General features: G+C 72.0%; 18 protein-coding genes and 1 pseudogene. 5 read left to right on the top strand and 14 right to left on the bottom strand.

The window, feature by feature from the left end; all coding sequences use genetic code 11:
• From BJP40_RS19525 to BJP40_RS19460, 14 genes and pseudogenes are all read right to left on the bottom strand, one after another.
• Entirely contained in the window at nucleotides 1-486 is a 486-nt protein-coding gene (locus BJP40_RS19525) for a hypothetical protein (protein ID WP_071281452.1), read from the bottom strand.
• Between the two features lie 76 nt (nucleotides 487-562).
• Nucleotides 563-1,414: a DUF317 domain-containing protein gene (locus BJP40_RS19520; protein WP_079171300.1), complete on the bottom strand. Its 852-nt coding sequence runs from the start codon at nucleotides 1,412-1,414 to the stop codon at nucleotides 563-565.
• Entirely contained in the window at nucleotides 1,411-2,916 is a 1,506-nt protein-coding gene (locus BJP40_RS19515) for an acetyl-CoA carboxylase biotin carboxylase subunit family protein (RefSeq protein WP_079171299.1), read from the bottom strand. The genes BJP40_RS19520 and BJP40_RS19515 overlap by 4 nt, the downstream gene beginning before the upstream one ends.
• Nucleotides 2,913-4,191, bottom strand: a pseudogene (locus BJP40_RS19510) (MFS transporter). Before BJP40_RS19510 ends, BJP40_RS19515 begins: the two are co-directional and overlap by 4 nt.
• Before the next feature lie 60 nt (nucleotides 4,192-4,251).
• Nucleotides 4,252-4,680 carry a hypothetical protein gene (locus BJP40_RS19505; protein ID WP_071281451.1) on the bottom strand — a complete coding sequence of 143 codons (429 nt, stop codon included), beginning with the start codon at nucleotides 4,678-4,680 and terminating at the stop codon, nucleotides 4,252-4,254.
• Nucleotides 4,677-5,513, bottom strand: a complete 837-nt coding sequence (locus BJP40_RS19500) for a helix-turn-helix domain-containing protein (RefSeq protein WP_071281450.1) — start codon at nucleotides 5,511-5,513, stop codon at nucleotides 4,677-4,679. Before BJP40_RS19500 ends, BJP40_RS19505 begins: the two co-directional genes overlap by 4 nt.
• Before the next feature lie 33 nt (nucleotides 5,514-5,546).
• Nucleotides 5,547-5,948 carry a hypothetical protein gene (locus tag BJP40_RS19495; protein WP_071281449.1) on the bottom strand — a complete coding sequence of 134 codons (402 nt, stop codon included), beginning with the start codon at nucleotides 5,946-5,948 and terminating at the stop codon, nucleotides 5,547-5,549.
• Nucleotides 5,949-6,371: a hypothetical protein gene (locus tag BJP40_RS19490; protein WP_071281448.1), complete on the bottom strand. Its 423-nt coding sequence runs from the start codon at nucleotides 6,369-6,371 to the stop codon at nucleotides 5,949-5,951. It abuts the gene before it with no gap.
• Nucleotides 6,368-6,817, bottom strand: coding sequence for a hypothetical protein (locus tag BJP40_RS19485; RefSeq protein ID WP_071281447.1), 450 nt, complete (start codon nucleotides 6,815-6,817; stop codon nucleotides 6,368-6,370). The genes BJP40_RS19490 and BJP40_RS19485 overlap by 4 nt, the downstream gene beginning before the upstream one ends.
• A 141-nt stretch (nucleotides 6,818-6,958) precedes the next feature.
• Complete coding sequence (locus BJP40_RS19480; protein WP_256220763.1) at nucleotides 6,959-7,666, bottom strand: hypothetical protein; 708 nt, start codon at nucleotides 7,664-7,666, stop codon at nucleotides 6,959-6,961.
• Between the two features lie 25 nt (nucleotides 7,667-7,691).
• Entirely contained in the window at nucleotides 7,692-8,789 is a 1,098-nt protein-coding gene (locus BJP40_RS35730; protein WP_256220762.1) for a hypothetical protein, read from the bottom strand.
• Nucleotides 8,786-9,262: a type II toxin-antitoxin system RelE/ParE family toxin gene (locus BJP40_RS19470; protein ID WP_071281446.1), complete on the bottom strand. Its 477-nt coding sequence runs from the start codon at nucleotides 9,260-9,262 to the stop codon at nucleotides 8,786-8,788. Before BJP40_RS19470 ends, BJP40_RS35730 begins: the two co-directional genes overlap by 4 nt.
• A complete protein-coding gene (locus tag BJP40_RS19465) occupies nucleotides 9,259-9,846 on the bottom strand; it encodes a DUF4913 domain-containing protein (RefSeq protein WP_226962739.1) in 588 nt (195 codons plus the stop codon). The genes BJP40_RS19470 and BJP40_RS19465 overlap by 4 nt, the downstream gene beginning before the upstream one ends.
• A 171-nt stretch (nucleotides 9,847-10,017) precedes the next feature.
• Entirely contained in the window at nucleotides 10,018-10,773 is a 756-nt protein-coding gene (locus BJP40_RS19460) for a site-specific DNA-methyltransferase (protein WP_071281445.1), read from the bottom strand.
• A 506-nt stretch (nucleotides 10,774-11,279) separates the two neighbouring features.
• On the opposite strand from BJP40_RS19460, the gene BJP40_RS19455 reads away from it, so the two are divergent.
• The 5 genes from BJP40_RS19455 (at nucleotide 11,280) to BJP40_RS19435 (ending at nucleotide 16,502) form a co-directional block, all read left to right on the top strand.
• Nucleotides 11,280-12,398, top strand: a complete 1,119-nt coding sequence (locus BJP40_RS19455) for a C40 family peptidase (protein ID WP_071281444.1) — start codon at nucleotides 11,280-11,282, stop codon at nucleotides 12,396-12,398.
• Nucleotides 12,399-12,533: 135 nt separating this feature from the next.
• Nucleotides 12,534-12,863 carry a DUF6112 family protein gene (locus tag BJP40_RS19450; RefSeq protein WP_079171297.1) on the top strand — a complete coding sequence of 110 codons (330 nt, stop codon included), beginning with the start codon at nucleotides 12,534-12,536 and terminating at the stop codon, nucleotides 12,861-12,863.
• The gene (locus BJP40_RS19445) at nucleotides 12,863-13,558 is read left to right on the top strand and encodes a hypothetical protein (protein WP_071281442.1); all 696 of its coding nucleotides are present in this window, start codon (nucleotides 12,863-12,865) and stop codon (nucleotides 13,556-13,558) included. The genes BJP40_RS19450 and BJP40_RS19445 overlap by 1 nt, the downstream gene beginning before the upstream one ends.
• A gap of 28 nt (nucleotides 13,559-13,586) precedes the next feature.
• Nucleotides 13,587-14,933 (top strand): ATP-binding protein, encoded by a 1,347-nt coding sequence (locus tag BJP40_RS19440; RefSeq protein ID WP_071281441.1) that lies wholly within the window; start codon nucleotides 13,587-13,589, stop codon nucleotides 14,931-14,933.
• 120 nt (nucleotides 14,934-15,053) lie between these two features.
• Nucleotides 15,054-16,502, top strand: a complete 1,449-nt coding sequence (locus BJP40_RS19435; RefSeq protein ID WP_371258665.1) for an SCO6880 family protein — start codon at nucleotides 15,054-15,056, stop codon at nucleotides 16,500-16,502.
• Nucleotides 16,503-16,511 lie beyond the last annotated feature (9 nt).

Below are 16,511 nucleotides of genomic sequence, written 5' to 3'. Positions count from 1 at the left end.
TCAGCGCGCGCGTCGAGGTCCGGGCTCGAGTGGGGGCGACGCAGGCCGGACGGGGGTGATGCGCTGTGTTGGCTGGTCAGTTGAGGCGTAGCGGCGGGCGGCCGTCCGCAAGATCTGCTGCTGCCGCCCGGCAGGCATGTCTCCGAGGCTTTGGAGGGCCTGCCGGGTGGCGGGACTGGCGTACGAGTCGACGTGCACATCGACGGATCGGAGGATCTGGGTGGCGGCTTCCGCTTCGACGATCGGGCCGTACTCTGCGGGCAGGTCGAGCAGGCCGGGTGCATGGGCGTGAGCGCCGGTCAGCGCCTCAAACAGGGTGAAGCCGTCGTCGATCATGTTGTCCGCCAGCTCGAGCCATATCAGGGTCGCCTTTTGCAGCCGGAGGGCGAAGTCGTTGTCGGTAAGCCAGAAGCCTTCCGGACCGGAAGGTTGTGGGGCCGCCTTGTGTGAGGCGGTGTGGGCCTGCCCCTCGTTGTGTTCGGGCACGTGGCCTCCATGGAATGCTGGCTGGCGGTCGGTATCTGTCACTTACGGGTCGCGTGCAGCGGGACCGCAGGCCCGGTCAGCGGCGGGCGGCGCGCCCGGCGCACGGCATCGCCGGCGCCGGGGGTCGGGTGGAAGTACTCCAGCGGGGCACGCTGCGTGTGGTGATCGCTGGGGGCCGGCGCTGGGCGCGCTGGATGTCTAGCGGGGTCGGGGCTGGCGGCTTCGCTGGGATGACGGGGGTGAGCTGGGCCAGGGCCGCGAGCCATGGGGAGAGGTGCTCGCGGTAGCGCAGGGCGGGGGTCGGGTCGGTGAAGGCCGCGGCGGTGGCGGCAATCAGGTGGGCCGGGGTGTTGGCGGTGAACCGGGCCTCGGCGCGGGTGCCCCAGCCGGGCGGTCCGGCCCACAGCTCGATCGTCTCCGCGTCCGGGGCCTGGGTGCGGACGTCGATGAAGACGCCGGCATTGCCGTCGGGTGCGAGGAACTCGATCTCGCCGGGGAGTGACGGCTTGCGGGACCAGCCGGCGTCGATCAGGGGCTGGATACCGGTTCTCCAGTACAGAGAGGGGCGTTTGAGGAAGCGGTCGTTGCCTTCGGCCCAGTCCTGGGCGAGCGCGGTGGTCAGGCCCGCGACGAGTTCGGCGGGGGTGACGTGGTTGAAGGTCGCCGACCAGCGTGTCGGGGCGGAGGTGTCCTCGCTGGCGGTGATCTTCCACAGCTCGAAGTCGTCGCCGTACCAGCCGATGCGGATGCGTTGGTCCGGCGAGGTGACCAGCAGCTGGCAGGGGCCGTCGTCGAGGTCATGGTGGGGCCAGTGGGCGACGGGGGCGAAGCCGGCATCGCCGGTGCCGTTGGATCCGGCCAGATAGCGCGGGGTGACGTACACGTCGCCTTCGGGCGGATAGATACGACGGGGCAGATCGTCCGTCACGCGGCGGCTCCCGTGGCCCCTGCAGCGGGCTGGACGGCGAGGGTGACGTGCTGCGCGGCCTGGGAGAGGCGTTCTTCGACCTTGGCGGCGTCGTAGCCGGTGACGACGTAGAGGCCGGCGCGGGCGACGTCGACGTCGCCTTCCGGCGGCAGGACGATCTGGTCGCCGACGTGGCCGATCCACTGGACGAGGTCGAGCCACGGCGTACGGTCGGCGAACTCCTCGTCGATCGCACGGCGGGTGAGGGTGCCGGAGGTCTCCGGGTAGAGGAGCGTGACGCCGGCGGCGCGCAGGCGGGTTCGCTCCAGGTCGGGGGTGGTGCCGCAGGCGAGGTCAGCGGCGATGCGGGGCAGGTCGAGGCCGGTGGCGAGGCGGACGATGTGGCCGATGAGGTCGCCGCCGATGCGGCCGTTGACCTCGATGATCCGCGGGCCGGAGGTGGTGAGGCGCATCTCGACGTGCTGGATGCCGGAGTCGATGCCGAGCGCGCGGATCGCGGCGGCGGCGATCGGGGCGACCTCGGCGAGCAGCGCGTCGGCAGCGTCGACGGTGTGGCCGGTCTCCTCGAAGTACGGCTCGAAGCCGAGCTTCTTGCGGGTGACGGCGACCGCGTGCGTATGGCCGTGCTGGGTGACGCACTCGACGCTGATCTCCGGGCCGTCGAGGTACTCCTCGACCAGGACGTCCGTGTTCTGCCCACCGGCGAGGCCGGCACCTGTGGCAGCGAAGTCCCAGGCTCCGGCGAGGTCTTCGCTGTTGTCGACGCGGATGACGCCGACGCTCCCGGCCTGGCCGGCGGGCTTGAGGACGATCGGGTATCCGATGTCCTCGGCCAGGATCGTGGCCTGCAGCAGGTCGGCGACGCGGCCCGAGCGCGCCGACGGCACCCGGTGGGCCGCTAGCAGCCGGCGGGTGGCGTGCTTGTCGCGGCAGTTCTCCATCACGGACGCCGGGTTCGTACGCAGGCCGAGGTGCTCGGCGAGCCGCGCGGTGTGGACGAGCAGGGGCTCGTTCCAGGTCAGGACGCCGGCAATCGGGTGCCGGGCGGCGATCGCCTCGCCGGCGGCGAGCAGCTGGTCGAACTCGTAGGGGTCGGCGACTTCGTGGTCGACGACGTGCTCCGATTCCCAGGTGAGGGTGTGCGGGGTGATGGCGACGACGTCGTAGGCTGCGGCGACCTGCTCCAGGCAGTAGCCCCGGTACACCTCATCGCCGGGGGCGACGATCAGGACTGTCGGGCGGCCGGTGGCCTTCGAGGAGGAGGAGGCCGGGGAGAGGGTCATGCGGGGGTCCTTGGTTTCGCGGGTGGTGGTGTGGTGGGTGGCGGCGTCGAGCAGGCGGCGCATGTCGGTGGCCAGGCCGCCGGGGGCGAGAAGGTGGCCGGCGAGACCGCTCGCCTCGGCGACGGGCAGGGCGGTGAGGCGGTCGGTGAGACCGCGGACGAGGGAGGCGGCGCACAGGGCCTGGTCGGCGCTGAACGGCGAGAGGGAGGTGGTGGTCATTGGGGCTGGGGTGCTCCAGACGGTGGGGCGGTGCGGGTGGCGCGCATGGCGGGTTCGCGGCGCAGGCGCCAGAACGCAGCGGTGAGACCGGCGGCCTGGAGGACGGCGCAGGCGGTCAGGACGTGGCCGATCGCGGCGGCGGGGGTGAGGGCGACGAGGATGCCCGCGAGCGGGAAGGGCAGGAGCATCACGAGGATCGTGACAGCGAGGGTGGCGCCGAAGACGGGCTCGGGGATGAGGTGGGAGCGCAGGGTGCGCAGGACGACGGTCATGCCGCCTTCGCCGGCCATGAGGACGGCGATCAGGACGAGGAAGTGGGTGTAGTCGCCAGCCTGGGAGACGGCGAGCCCCGCCAGGGCCGCGACGGCCGCGCTGGCCGCGCCCGCGGGCCACAGGCCGAGGCGGTCGATGGCGAAGCGGCAGGCGGCGACGGCAAGCAGGGAGGCTGCGGCGGCTGCGGACCAGATCACGCCGACGGCGGCGCTGGACTGGCCCAGGTGCTGCACCACGATGACCGGGGCCGCGGCCTGCAGGAACCCGGTGGCCAGGTTGGAGACGGTAAGTCCCGTGATCAGCCAGGCGAGCGCAGGCAGGGAGACGAGCGTCTTCCAGCCGGTGCGCAGACCGGCGAGCGCGGGTGCCGCCGGGGGGACCAACCGGGGTTCTCGGTGCCAGGGGGCGAGCAGCGCTCCCAACAGGGAGCAGGCGGCCATCGTCAGCAGGGTCCCGGTGACGCCGGTCCAGTGCAGGAGGAATCCGGCGAGCGCGGGTCCGGCGAGGGTAGCGGTCTGGTCGATGCCGAGGAGGACGGACTGCACCCGGTGAGCGCGGTCGCCGGCGTCCTTGCTCGCGGTCGCGCCCGCGGTCTCGGCGGCGATGTACGAGAACTCGGTGACGACGCCGGTGATCGCGGCGAGCGCCATCACCGTGATCGTCGCGCCCATGCCGCTGGCCTGCGTCGGCAAGATGAAGGCGGCGGCCACGACCACCAGGGCGCGCAGGACCGACGCGATACGGAAGACCCGCTTGGTGCCGTGCCGGTCCACGACCTGCCCGGCGAGCGAGAACGCCGCGAGACGGGGCACCCACTCCAGGGCGAACGCGATACCGGTGAGGGTGGGCGGACTGGGTGGTGGCGAGCACGATGAGCGGGATGCCGTACGTGGACATCGCGAAGGCGCCGGCGTCGGCCGTGCGGGGAAGGTAGATGCGGCGCAGCAGGGACAGCTTGGGGAGCAGGGCATGCCGGGGCCCGGCGGTCACGAAGTCGGTCATGTGCTTTCGTCGAGAAGAAGGAGTCCAGCCCGCGTACGGCGGGGGAAGAGAAGGTTGGGGCTACCGTCCGCTGCGACGGGGAGCCGGCCGGTGGGATGGTGCCGCTGGCTGGGGCTTGGGCGCGCCCTGCAGGTCGGCGTAGCTGTTGGTGAGCATCCGTAGGAGCTGGACGCCTTCGCCTCGGCGGGCGACGAGCGTGTCGATCTCATTGCCGAGGGACTGCAGCAGTCCGTCGGTCGTGCCATGCCGGTACCGGTCGCGGCCCAGCGTCACGGACTGGAGCTGGCGGATGGCCATGTCCGCCCGCTGCAGCAGCTTCTGCTGTACCTCGTCCACGTTCCCGGCTGTCTCGCGGATCAGGTCGGCGAGCTGGGCGAGCGCGGTGCCAGGCGGGTGGGAGGCAAGGGCCAGGCCGCGGGCTGCAAGCGCGTCCCGCGCGGTCTTCGTCCCGAGCGCCACCACCGGCGCCGGTTCTGCCTGGTGGCTCATCGGCGTGCGACTCCCGCCGGAGCCGAGACCGGCCGGGCGACGGGGGTGTGGGAGAACAGATCGCCAGGCTTCCACGCGGGCACCGTCGGCGTGGCCTCCACCGCGGCGCCCGTCCCCCGCACCACGGGACCGGTCTGCGTGGGCACCGGGGCCGGCCTTGACGTGACCGTACGGGCGGAAGATGCGCCCATGGCCCAGGCGGAGAGCGCCCGGTAGACGGGGGCCAGGGCCCGGCCGGCGGCGGTGAGCGTGAACTTCCCTCCGCGGTCACGGCCCACCAAGCCCTTGATCGTCAGAAGGCGCAGGGGGTAGTAGACGGCGGTGGGATGGGCGTCGGGCATGACCGAGGAGCCAAGGGCTGCGGCGTTCGAGGCACCGCGGGCCCGCAGGGCCCACAGGAGGGCGGTTGCGTGCCGGGGAGAGATCAGAGCGAGGGCGTCCTCGATCTCCTCGGCCCTGGCCACCGGCCGGGGCGTTTCCTTCCTGGTGACGGGATCGGTCACGGTGGGGCGCTCCAGGTGCTGCTGGCCCCACTCGGCGAAGGCGTCAAGGACGGGCAGCAGGCAGGTGCCCCGGTCGGTGAGCCCGTAGACGACGTGACGCCGGGTGTGCTCGGTGCGCTGGACCAGGCCGTCGGACTCGAGGAGGCGGAGCTTGGGCTGGAGCTGGCCGTCGTGCAGCCACGGCATCCGGGCCTTGAGGTCCATGTAGCGGGCGGGCGTAGCCAGGCTCATCAGGATCCAGGCGTTCCACCTCGGCGAGATCGTCTCCAGGGCCTGGACGACCTGGTCGAGGTCACGGCGGTCGGGTGCGGGCAGGCCGGATGCAGGCATGGGAGTACTCCTGGAACGTGGGCGGGGTGGTGTTCAGCGGGCGTGCGCGGCACGGACGGTCGCTGCCGCCGGAGCCGGGGAGACCGGAGTGGCGGCAGGTGCCGGGGCGCGGTGGAGGCTCTGGATCACGGCGGTGGCGTGACGGGCCTGGGTGTCGCGGATGGCGACCGATTCGGCGATCCTGCGGCTGCAGTCGAGAAGGTGGCCGGCAGTGGCGGGGCCGATGTCGCAGCCCAGGTCAGCAAGCTGAAGAAGGCGCTCGCGCTGGAACTCGATGTTCTTCTCAGCGAGTTCGACGGTGCAGCAGGCGTCGAGGAGGGCGGCCAGCATGGTCGGCCGGTCGGTGGTGGCGGCGTGGGCTTCGAGGTCGGCCCGGGGCCGGCCGTAGAGGGCTTCGATCCGTTCGGCGAGCGATGTCGATACGGGGTAGGGCAATCAGAGTCCTCTCGCCGGGTGCGCTGTCGTGTCCCCGGGCGTCGGGACGGTTCGGGCGGTGATCACCGGCTGGGTGAACGTCACCGGCCGGGCCGGTTCGGGTGAGGGTTCGGCGCGAAGGACCTCGTCCAGGGCGGCGAGGTAGTCACGGCGGGCGGAGAGCGCGGCCTTCATCCACTCCGCGTCCATCCGCAGCTCTTCCTCCGACAGCTCGTCCATGCTGCGGTCCGGCGCGGTCCGGGCGTGGACGCGGTCGCGGACCCGGGCCACCTGCTCCTCCGTCAGGGCCAGGAACGAGCGCAGCTCCAGGGCACGGCGGAGCCGGGCATCGGCGCGGGCCGTCCGGTACAGCTGGTTGACGCGGGCGCCGAAGAGCTCGGCGAGCCGGTCGTCCTGGCTGCTCGGCTTCCTGCGTACGCTCATCGACGGCTCCTGACGGGGACGGATACGGGGGCTGCGGTCCTGGGCACCGGGGTGGCAGTCAGGACGGGCCCCGTACGGCGGGCGGTACGGCTGGTGGCGGGCTGCTCGGGCAGGGGGTAGTCCTCCAGGAGGTGGCGGACGGTGAGCGCGCGGCCGTCGCGGATGGTGAGCGCCGTGTGGACACGCTGGGCCAGCGTCATGACCTGCTCGTCCAGTTCCCCGGCCGGCGCGCGCTGCAGGGCTTCGACGAGCTCGTCCTCGGCGGTGGCGAGCAGGCTCTGGGCCTCTTCGAGGTCTTCGTACCAGCGCACGACCGCGCTGGGCAGGAAGGACGGGGCGGGGCTGGCGCGCACGGTCTCGCGCAACGCGTCGAGGGGTATGGCGAAGCGGTCCTCTATCTGGTGGGCGACAGCGGCAAGCACATCGTCGTCGGCCTCTTCGGGCATGGGCAGACTCCTCTCCTTGAGATGGGCAGGCGGGAATGGCCGGAAGCAGTCGCTCCGGGCTGGTGACATCAAGGATCCGGAGAATTCCCGGTTTACCTAACCGGGAATTTGCTGCCACCTTTCGCCGCTCTCGCCACCTGGTCAGCGGGTACGGTCTGGGGCGGAGGCAGGGCCTGCGGGCCTCGCCGGGAGGCTGCGGACAGGGGTGGGCGTGGGTGTCGGCAGCGGGCTGCTGCGGTCCTCCAGCCAGTCGAGGGCGGCCTCGGCGGTCTCGAAGGCTCCTTCGCGCAGCGTGTGGGTGCCGGTGCGCAGATCGGCGACTTCGAGCAGCAGACGGTACGGGTGTGACGCCCGTGGATCTCTGCTCTCCAGGAGCACCCTGGTCTCCGCCGTTGGGTAGCCCTCCCCAGAGTAACTGTCCACCAGCGTCATGCGGTTGCCGTGGTCGCGCAGGCGCCGCTCCAGGGCGACGGTGGTCTCGTCGGCGGGGCGGGTACCCCAGCCGTCCGGTGCGTCGATGGCCTTCACAGGGCAGCGGCGCTGGATGAGCCAGGACTGCGCGAGCGAGGGGAGCGGCACTCGCGCGCTGTCAAGGGTGAAGGTGCGGGTCTCCACGTCCCGTGCGAGGTGCAGGGCGACGAGTTGTGATTCGCCGGGGACGCCGTAGATGGCGGAGGCATCGTGCAGGACGAGGAAACTCTGTCGGCCGTCGGCCGTGTGGTGCTCGGCCAACGTGGTCAACTCGTTGTCGTACATGGAGATGCAGAGGTCGAACTCCTCCTCTACCCGCCGGGTGGCGGGACGGTAGCCGTCGAGGCGGAGGTACGGCTTGTACTGGGGATCGGGCAATCGAGATCCTTGGGGGCGGGGCGGGTCAGCGGCGCGCCTTCGGGGCGGGGGCGGGCCAGACGCCGGGGCGTGGGGCAGGACGAGCGGCGACCGGGTCTGCGGGCCGGGCGGTGAGCGCGGCGCGGCCGGCGTTGGTGAGGGTGACCGGCTGGCCGGCGTGCAGGGGACGGGATGCGTCGCGCTGGACGAGGCCCGCCCGTTCCAGCCGTTCGTAGTCCTGCTGGGTGACCCTGGCACCGGTGCCGGTGACCACGGACAGCCGCCGCGTGAGGAGGTGCTCGTGGAGCTTCGCGCCCTGGCTGATCGCCAGGAGCAGGGCGACCTCGCGGGCCTTCAACTCGGATGGACCTGGAGGGTTTTGGGCCGTCTGCGCCTCGATCGGTTCGAGCGCGGCCATGGTCTCCTGCTCGCGGGTGTCACGGATGGCGACGGCCTGCTTGAGCTGCTGGACCGTGCGGTCGAGGCGGGGGAAGAGGGTCTGGTCGATGGCGTAGTCGCCGCTGGCCAAGCGCTGCAACAGAGCGCGGTAGAAGGTCACCGAGGTCACCGCGTCCGCCAGAGCGCGGTGGGCGGTGGCGAGGCGGGCGGTCGGCTCGTCGAGGAGGCCGCAGTCGTGGTCGCGCCACAGACGGCCGACGCTGAAGCCGACGGCGAGTCCGACGCGGTGGTCAAGTGGGGTCAGCGCCTTGGAAGGCGCCGGATTCGAGGGAAAGCTCAAGGGCTCCGCCGTTTCCGGGTCAGTTCCGCCGGCAGCCGCGCCATGGAGCCGAGCCCTCGTAGTCCTGCTCGCCTTTGTCCACGTCCGGATCGCAGGCCGGGAGCAGATGCCGGTGTCCTCGCCGGCGGTTTCCGCCGCGTCCGGGCAGCAGCAGGTGGTGGACAGCAGGGCGGTGAGTTCCTGGCCGACGGCGAGGCGGTCGAGGAGGAGGACGGTGCACGCGTGCTCCTCGTCCGGCCCGCTGTGCGGGTGGGGTGCGAGCATCGCGGCCAGGAGCCGGGCTTCCTTCTGCCAGACCTCGGCGTAGGTCTCCAGCAGGGCGCGGTGGTGCGGGTTCTCCGCCTGGGCGGGGGTGCCCAGCACCTTGGTGGTGTAGTGGTCGAGGAAGTTCGGGAAGGTCGTCAACGGGCGGCTTTCGTGGTGAGAACGGTGGACTGGGCGGGCCGGGGCAGGCCCGGGGGCGGTCCGGGCTTCGGGACGGTCCGGTAGGCGCCGATCTGGGTGGAGCGGGTGCGCGCGGCGTAAGCGCGGGCGCCGAGCGGGCGCGGGGTGATGCCCAGGCGCTGGGCTGCGGTGTCGTACACGTCGTGGTTGGCCCGGGGGCGGACGGCCACGACGTGGATCTCCATGGGGTAGGCCGAAGTCGCCGGGGCCGGCCGCAGTGCGTAGACGATGCGCCACGCGGCACGGTGGTCGACGTACAGCTTGCGCAGCCCGGCCAGTTCGGCCGTGAGCTTGCCGCCGGCGCGATCGGCGTTGACGACGTCCTGCAGGAGAGCGAGGGAGAGGTCGCGGATGTCGCCGGGGGCCTGGAGCAGGTCGGTCAGGGCGCGGGGGTCGAAGGTGAGGCCGAACGCGGGCCGGCCCTCGATCGTCATCCGTCTGCCTGCCCTGCCTCGGCCTCGCGGGCGGCGGCGCGCACGGAGCGGCCGGGTCCGCGAAGGAGGCGGTGCGAGGGACGGTCGGGGTCGGTCTGGCACGCCGACAGCGGCCCGCCCGGGGCGCGGACGGCGGCCATGGCGTGGGTGAGGAAGTCCCGGTGCCACACGAGCATGCCGGCCGGTCCGGCCTCGGGGTCCTTGTGCTGGAGGTAAGCCAGCCACAGGGCGTGGAGCCAAGCGACGACGCCGAGGTGCTCCTGCCACTGGTCACACCACGGGGCGGCGGTGGTGACCTCCGCCCCGTAGATGGGCATGAGGTAGTCCTCCACCCAGTCGGTGAGCAGGTCGAGTTCGCTCTCGTACGCCTCGCCGTCCAGCTCCAGAATCGGCCGCGGCTCGGGCGGCAGCGCCGCCGCACCGGGCATGGACGGCAGGCCGAAGCCGGGGAAGGAGACCGATGCCGGCGCGGGGGCGGGCGCGGCAGCGAGATGGTCGAGCTGGCGGGCCTGTTCGGCAGACCGGTCGAGCAGCTTGCGGACCGTGGCCTGGATGCTGTCGAGCTCGGCCTCGGGCAAGCGCACCGGGTCCAATTCCCCGGCAGGTACGCCGAATTCTTCAATGGGGTCGTGCACCAAGGAAAGCTCCTCCCCGGCACGCGTGGCTGCCGGGCATTATGACAAAGGAAGGGTCGGGAATTCGTTTCCGGATGCCGAGACGGCCGTCACCGGAGCGATAGGGCGGACCGTCCTGGGTCAGGCGGTCAGGGTGAGATCGTCCTGCGAGAGGGTCTGATTGAGCGTTTCCGTCAGACGGTCGGAGGCGATCTGGGCGTAGTGCTCGGTCTTCTCCACGCCGATGAAATCGCGGCCTTCCAGGAGGGCTGCCACGCCGGTGGAGCCGGAGCCGCAGGTGAAGTCCAGGACGGTGCCGCCCGGCGGGCAGATCTTCACCAGCTCGCGCATCACCTCGACGGGCTTTTGCGTGATGTGCTGCCGGTTCTTACCCGAGGGCTGCGAAGCCGAGTACAGGCCCGGCAGATAGACGGGGTTGCGGGAGCCGTCGATCGGCCCGTTCGACGCCCACACGACGAATTCGCAGTTCTGCGTGAAGCGCCCCTTCTGGGGGCGGGCCTGCGGCTTGTGCCAGGCCAGGACGCCGCGCCACAGCCAGCCGGCCGCCTGGATTGCGTCGGTGGAGACCGGCAGCTGCCGCCAGTCGGTGAACAGCAGCGCGGTTCCGCCCACCTTCGTCATCCGGTGGGCCTCGGTCATGATCTGCGTCAGCCAGAAGCCGTAGGAGCGCTGGTCCATGTTCTCGCCGGGGAAGTCCGCCAGCTCATGGCCGGCGTCGGCGGACGTGTATTTCTGGCGTGCGGTACGGGAGGTGCGCTCCTTCGCGGTCCGGCCACCGGAGTTGTACGGGGGGTCGGTGATGACCGCGTCCACGCAGTCGTCCGGAAGGCCGGCCAGCACGCCAAGGGCGTCGCCGTGGTGGAGGGAAAAAGGCAAAGAGGTACCCCGATTCGGGTCACAGAAAAGGAAGAGGGAATCCCGGCTCGCGAAGAACAGGCACCGCCGCGGCGAATGCGGGCACACAAGGGCCGGCACGCTGTACGGAGACGGTGGGCGAGTTCGGGAGCCACACTGTAGGGCACGTTTCCCGGTCGACCCCTGCCACACGAGAAATTAGGTCAACCGGGAATCGGACCCTACAGTCTGACCACCGCATGGCCCGAACGGCCCGGCGGCATTCCCTCCCCCTGCCCTCATGGAGGCACCGCCATGTCCTGACCCGTCCGGCCGACGCCCACCAGGCGCCCCACCGGCGAGCGGCAACTCGCCCCCGGCGTCTCCCCGTGGGCTCCCTGATCACCTCACCCCGGCCCCTTGCGCCCTTCTCACCTCGTACCAGCGCGGCCGGGCTTCACCCGAAGGACTTTCGCTGTGACACAGCCGTACCCTCCCCTGCCCCGACCACCACATGAAGGCCCCGTCGCCTCGGGAGGCACGCCGGATTGAAGGGCATAGCCGCCGCCGTCGGCGTCCTGTGCCTGTCCCCTCTCGTGCTCGCCGGCGCCGCCGCCACCGCGGCTGCTGCCAGCAGCGCCGCTGCGCGCGCTTCGCAGTGCACCGCCGAAGACACGGTCGACGCCAGTGCCGTCGCCCGTCAGGTCGCCGGCATCCTCGGCGGCAACGGAGCCGACCCGGCCATCCGTATCGAGGGCCTGGAGCTGCCCGCCGAGCAGATCCCGCACGCGAAGACGATCGTCGCCACCGGGATCGCCATGAAGGTTCCCGAGCGCGGCCAGGTCGTCGCCCTCGCGACCGCGATCCAGGAGTCCCGGCTGCGCAACCTGCGCTACGGGGACCGGGATTCACTTGGGCTCTTCCAGCAGCGGCCCAGCCAGGGCTGGGGCACCCCGGAGGAGATCCTTGACCCCGTCCACGCTTCCACCCGCTTCTACGAGGGGCTCCTCAAGGTCGCGGGGTGGCAGCAGATGACGGTCACCCAGGCCGCCCAAGCCGTGCAGCTCTCCGCTTACCCGGACGCGTACGCGCAGTGGGAGCCGCTCGCCCGCGCCCTGCAGCAGGCGATCATCACCACCCTCCCCGAAGGCGGTGGCGACGCCGGAGCCGGTGCTCCAGACGGTGGCTGCCGGCCGGGCGAGGACGGGACCGGCTGGGGCGAGATCCCCGAAGGCGCCGTCCCCGCCGGGTACGAGATCCCGGCCGCCGCCTCACCGAAGGCCCGTACGGCGACCGAATGGGCGATGCACCAGCTCGGCACCCTCTATCAGTGGGGCGGCACCTGCGAGGACGCCCACGGGCCGGATCCGATGGGCCGCTGCGACTGCAGCTCCCTGATGCAGCAGGCATACGCACACGCTGGCATCTCCCTCACCCGGACCACGTACACCCAGGTCAAGGAAGGTGTGCCGGTTCCGGCCAACGCGCTCAAGCCGGGTGATCTCCTCTTCACCCGCGGCACCGCCACGGTCCCCGAGCACGTCGGCATGTACATCGGCGCAGGTCTCGTGATCAACGCGCCGAAGACAGGGCATCCGGTGCGGATCGAGAAGGTCGCCGACTGGCGGATCCTCGCCGTCCGCCGCATCCCGGCCCTCAACTCCTAGTGCTCCCCGCTCTGCCGGGCCACGGGCCGCTTCACCGGCCTCCCCGAGCCGCCTGCGCCGCCGCGCGCCTTCTCCCCCTTCTCTCTTCCCCTTTCCCGCTGGGCCATCTGGCCTGCGCTCGCAAGGAGTTCGACCATCCCCACCCTCGCTTCCCTCTCGTATCTCACGGACCACGTCCTGTATCTCGCCTACGACCCTGGCGTCTCCCCGAAGGAGGGCGGTCTGCCGGGCCTGAACGTGCTGCGCAACGTGGTCAACAGCATCAACCTCTTCGGCATCATCGCCGTGGTCGGCGCCCTCGCCGTCTCCCTCGGCGTGTGGGCCTGGGGCCACCACAGCGGCGGCCACCAGGCCGAGGCCAACGGCAAGAAGGGCGCCGTCGTCAGCGCGGGCGCCGCGCTCGGCCTCGGCGCAGCCAACGGCATCGTGGCGTTCTTCTCCGCGCTCGGCACACAGGTCCAGTGATGGGCAAGCGCTCCCGTCCCCGCGTGGGCCCCTCCGTCTCGCACTGGCCGACGGGCCGGCGCGTCGCTGTCCTGGCCGCAGTCCTCGCGATCCTGTTGACGGTCGCCGGCATCGCCGCCTACCTCACCCAGCACGGCACCGGCCGGGACACCGGCCCGACCGCCCGGCCGCCGGCCTCCGCCAGTCCCCCGGCAGCCTCACAGCCCGGCAAGACGGCATCGACATCGGGGACGGGAGCGGTCTCCCCGCCGCCGCGCCTTGCCGATCCGCTCGCCTACGCCCGGGCGGCGGCAGTGATGCTCTGGTCCTACGACACCCGTGCCACCACCCGTGACCAGCAGCTCGCCGGCATGCACGCCTGGATGACGGCCGAGACGAAGTACACCGACTGGGCCTCGATCCAGGCGCAGGTGCCCGATCCGCTGCTGTGGTCGCGGATGGGTGACAACGCCCAGTACGCCACGGCGACCGTCGCCGAGGCGCACTTCCCCTCCGCGTTCAAGCAGGCCCTGGCCGAGGACCCGGCCGCGCTGACCGAGGCGTACATCTACGCCGTCACCGTCACCGGCAAGCAGTCCATCGCCTGGAAGGACGGCGGAGGAGGGGCCGAGGACCGCTCGGTCACCCTCGCCGTCCAGTGCAGGCCCAGTACGGACTGCGCCCTGGTCGCCATCGCACCGAACACGGCCCCCTGACCCGCCGAACAGATAGGAGGAGTCCGCCGTGGACTTCTGCGCTCTTCCCGTCGCGGGCAGCCTGTGCACCGCCGCCGACGCGATCGACTTCGTCTCCGACCCGGGCAAGGCGATCACCGAAGGCATCGGCAACTGGATCGCCAAGTCCTGTGGCGAGCTGGCCGCCGCCGCGGCCGACCTGGCCGCCGAAGCCGTCAACACCACCACCAAGATCGACCTCAACGCCGGTTGGTTCCGCGACAACTACGAGCTGCTGCTGCCGATCGGGTTGACCATCCTGGTCGCGACGTTCTGCGCCCAGCTCGTCCGGGCCGCGCTGAAACGCGACGGCCAGGCCCTCGCCCAGGCGTTCACCGGCACCGCCAGCGGCGTCCTGTTCTGTTTCGCGGCCATCGCCCTGACCACGGTCGCGATCGAAGTCGTCGACGCCCTGTCCGACTCGCTGTTCGCGGCGGCCGGCACGTCGATCGAGGACGCCGTACGGCGCATGGTGAAGGTCTCGCAAATCGCCGCGATCTCACCGCTCGGCTGGCTGGTGGCCGCCCTCGCGGCCCTCGGCGCCGCCGTCGGCGCGGTCCTCTACTGGTGCGTGATGATGGTCCGCAAGGTCGGCGTCCTCGTGCTCGTGACCCTGGCCGTCTTCGCCGGCGCCGGAGGCGGCTGGGAGGCCGCCCGCCGCTGGCGGCGCGGCTGGATCGAAGCGACGGCCACCCTGATCGTCTCCAAGCTCCTGATGACCGTGGTCTTCCTCCTCGGCATCTCCGCCATGGGCAAGACCGACGCCGACGGCGGACTCGCCGCGCTCGCCGACGTCATGGCCGGCATCGTCATCATGCTGCTCGTCATGCTCTGCCCGTACGCCACCTTCAAGTTCGTGCACTGGGCCGCGGAGTCCACGGACGGTGAGACGCTGCACCGCTCCGGCGGGGCCGGAGCCCAGATCGCCAAGCAGCACGCCGAGAACGCAACTCGCAAGGCGGCAGCCGCAGCAGCCACCGCGGGGACCGGCGGCGCCGCAGCTGGAGCCGGAGTGGCTTCGCCTCAGGGCCCGGCCTCGGTGCCCGGGCAGTTCCCCGGCGACATCGCCGCCAGCCCCACGGGCAGCGGCGGCAGTACCAGCGGGTCACCCGGCATGGACAAGGCCAAGACCGGGCTGGACCAAGCCGTTCGCTCCATGCCGACGAGCCCCGGCCAGGACACGGGCAGCCCCTTCGGGACCGCCAGCGCCTCCGGCGGCCCGGCCGCGGGTGCCACACCGCGCAGCACGCAGGACGCACCGCCCCAGAGTGCCGGCGCTGTCAGAGCCGCGACCGGCTCCAGTCCCGGCTCGGGTGGCAGTCCGTTCACGACTCCACCGTCCCCGGCCGGCCCCTGAGCCCACCTTGCCCCGTCATCCGGGCGTGGGCACCAGCTTCCCCGGTGCCCACGCCCGGGACCACCGCCGCCCCGCTGCTGAAAGCCTTCCGCCTTGTCTGACCTCACGCTCACCCCGCCGATGACGGTGAAGTTCCCGGCCCGGTCCCGGCGCGGGATCCTGCTCGGCCTCTCCCTCGCACAGCTCACCCTCACCGCCACCGCCCTCGCCCTGCTCCTGGTCACCGTGGTGACCACCGGCCTGGCCGGCGCCTTCGCCCTCACCCCCCTGTGGGCAGCCGTCGCCGCGCTCGTGGCCGTACGCCGAGGCGGCCGGTCCCTGATCGACTGGGCCCCGATCGTCGCCCGCTACGCGCAGCGCCGCCGCACCGGGCAGACCCTCTACCTAGCCCGCCCGGTCACCCGCCCCCGCGCCGAGGGCACCCTCCACCTGCCCGGCACGGCCGCCTCGATCAAGGTCGTCACGCCGGCCGACGGACAGGCCGCCGCCCTCCACGACCCGCACCGTCAGACCCTCACCGCCGTCGCCCGCGTGACCAGCCGCGCCTTCGCCCTGCTCGACCCCGCCACCCAGAACTCCCACGTACAGGCGTGGGGCCGGGCCCTGGCCGGTATCGCCCGCACCGGGCACATCGCCACTGTCCAGGTCCTGGAGCGGACCGTCCCCGACTCCGGCGACACCCTCACCCGGCACTGGAACACCCACGGCCGGCCCGACGCCCAGCTCGCCGGCCAGGTCTACAGCGACCTCGTCGCCACGGCGGGCCCGGCCGCCGCGCCGCACGAGACGTATCTGGCGATCTCGCTCGACCTCAAGGCCGCCAAGCGCCTGATCTCGCAGGCCGGCGGCGGTCTGCCCGGCGCGTTCACCGTGCTGGGCCAGGCCACCGCCTCCCTCACCCAGGCCGCCCACAACGCCGGACTCACCGTGGGCGGATGGCTCACCGCCCAGGAGATCGCCGCCGTGATCCGCACCGCCTACGATCCGGGGGCACTGGCCGCGCTGCAGCAGTGGTCGCAGTCCGGCCGCGCGGAGGCCGACCCCGCGGCGGCCGGGCCCGTCGTCCAGGTCGAGGAGCACGACCGGCTCATCACCGACACCGCCCGCCACGCCACCTACTGGGTCGAGAACTGGCCCCGCACCGACGTCCTCGCCGGCTTCCTGCACCAGCTGTTGTTCACCGCCGGAGTACGCCGGACCTTCTCCCTTATATATGTGCCGCAGGCCCTGGAGTCCGCGCTGCGCGATGTCCAGCGCACCAAGGCCACGATCATCGCCGACGCCAACGAGCGCGCGCGGCGCGGCCAGGTCGACTCCGAGGCCGACGCGGTCGAGTACGGGGACGTCAAGGAACGCGAACGGCAGCTGATCGCCGGCCACGCTGATGTCGCGATGACCGGCCTGCTCACCGTCACCGCCGACACCGACCAGGCCCTGGACGCCGCCTGCGCCCAGATCGAGACCGCCGCCGTCACCGCCCAGGTCGACTTGCGCCGCCTCGTCTACCAGCAGCCCGACGCCTTCACCCTGGCCGCCCTCCCCCTCGCCCGCACCGCCCAGGAGAAATAGGGCCACCGC

The sequence above is a fragment of the Streptomyces sp. CC53 genome, assembly GCF_001865245.1.
GTDB lineage: Bacteria > Actinomycetota > Actinomycetes > Streptomycetales > Streptomycetaceae > Streptomyces.
The sequence above is the reverse complement of the archived record's forward strand: the minus strand, read 5'-3'. Positions and strand labels throughout refer to the sequence as shown.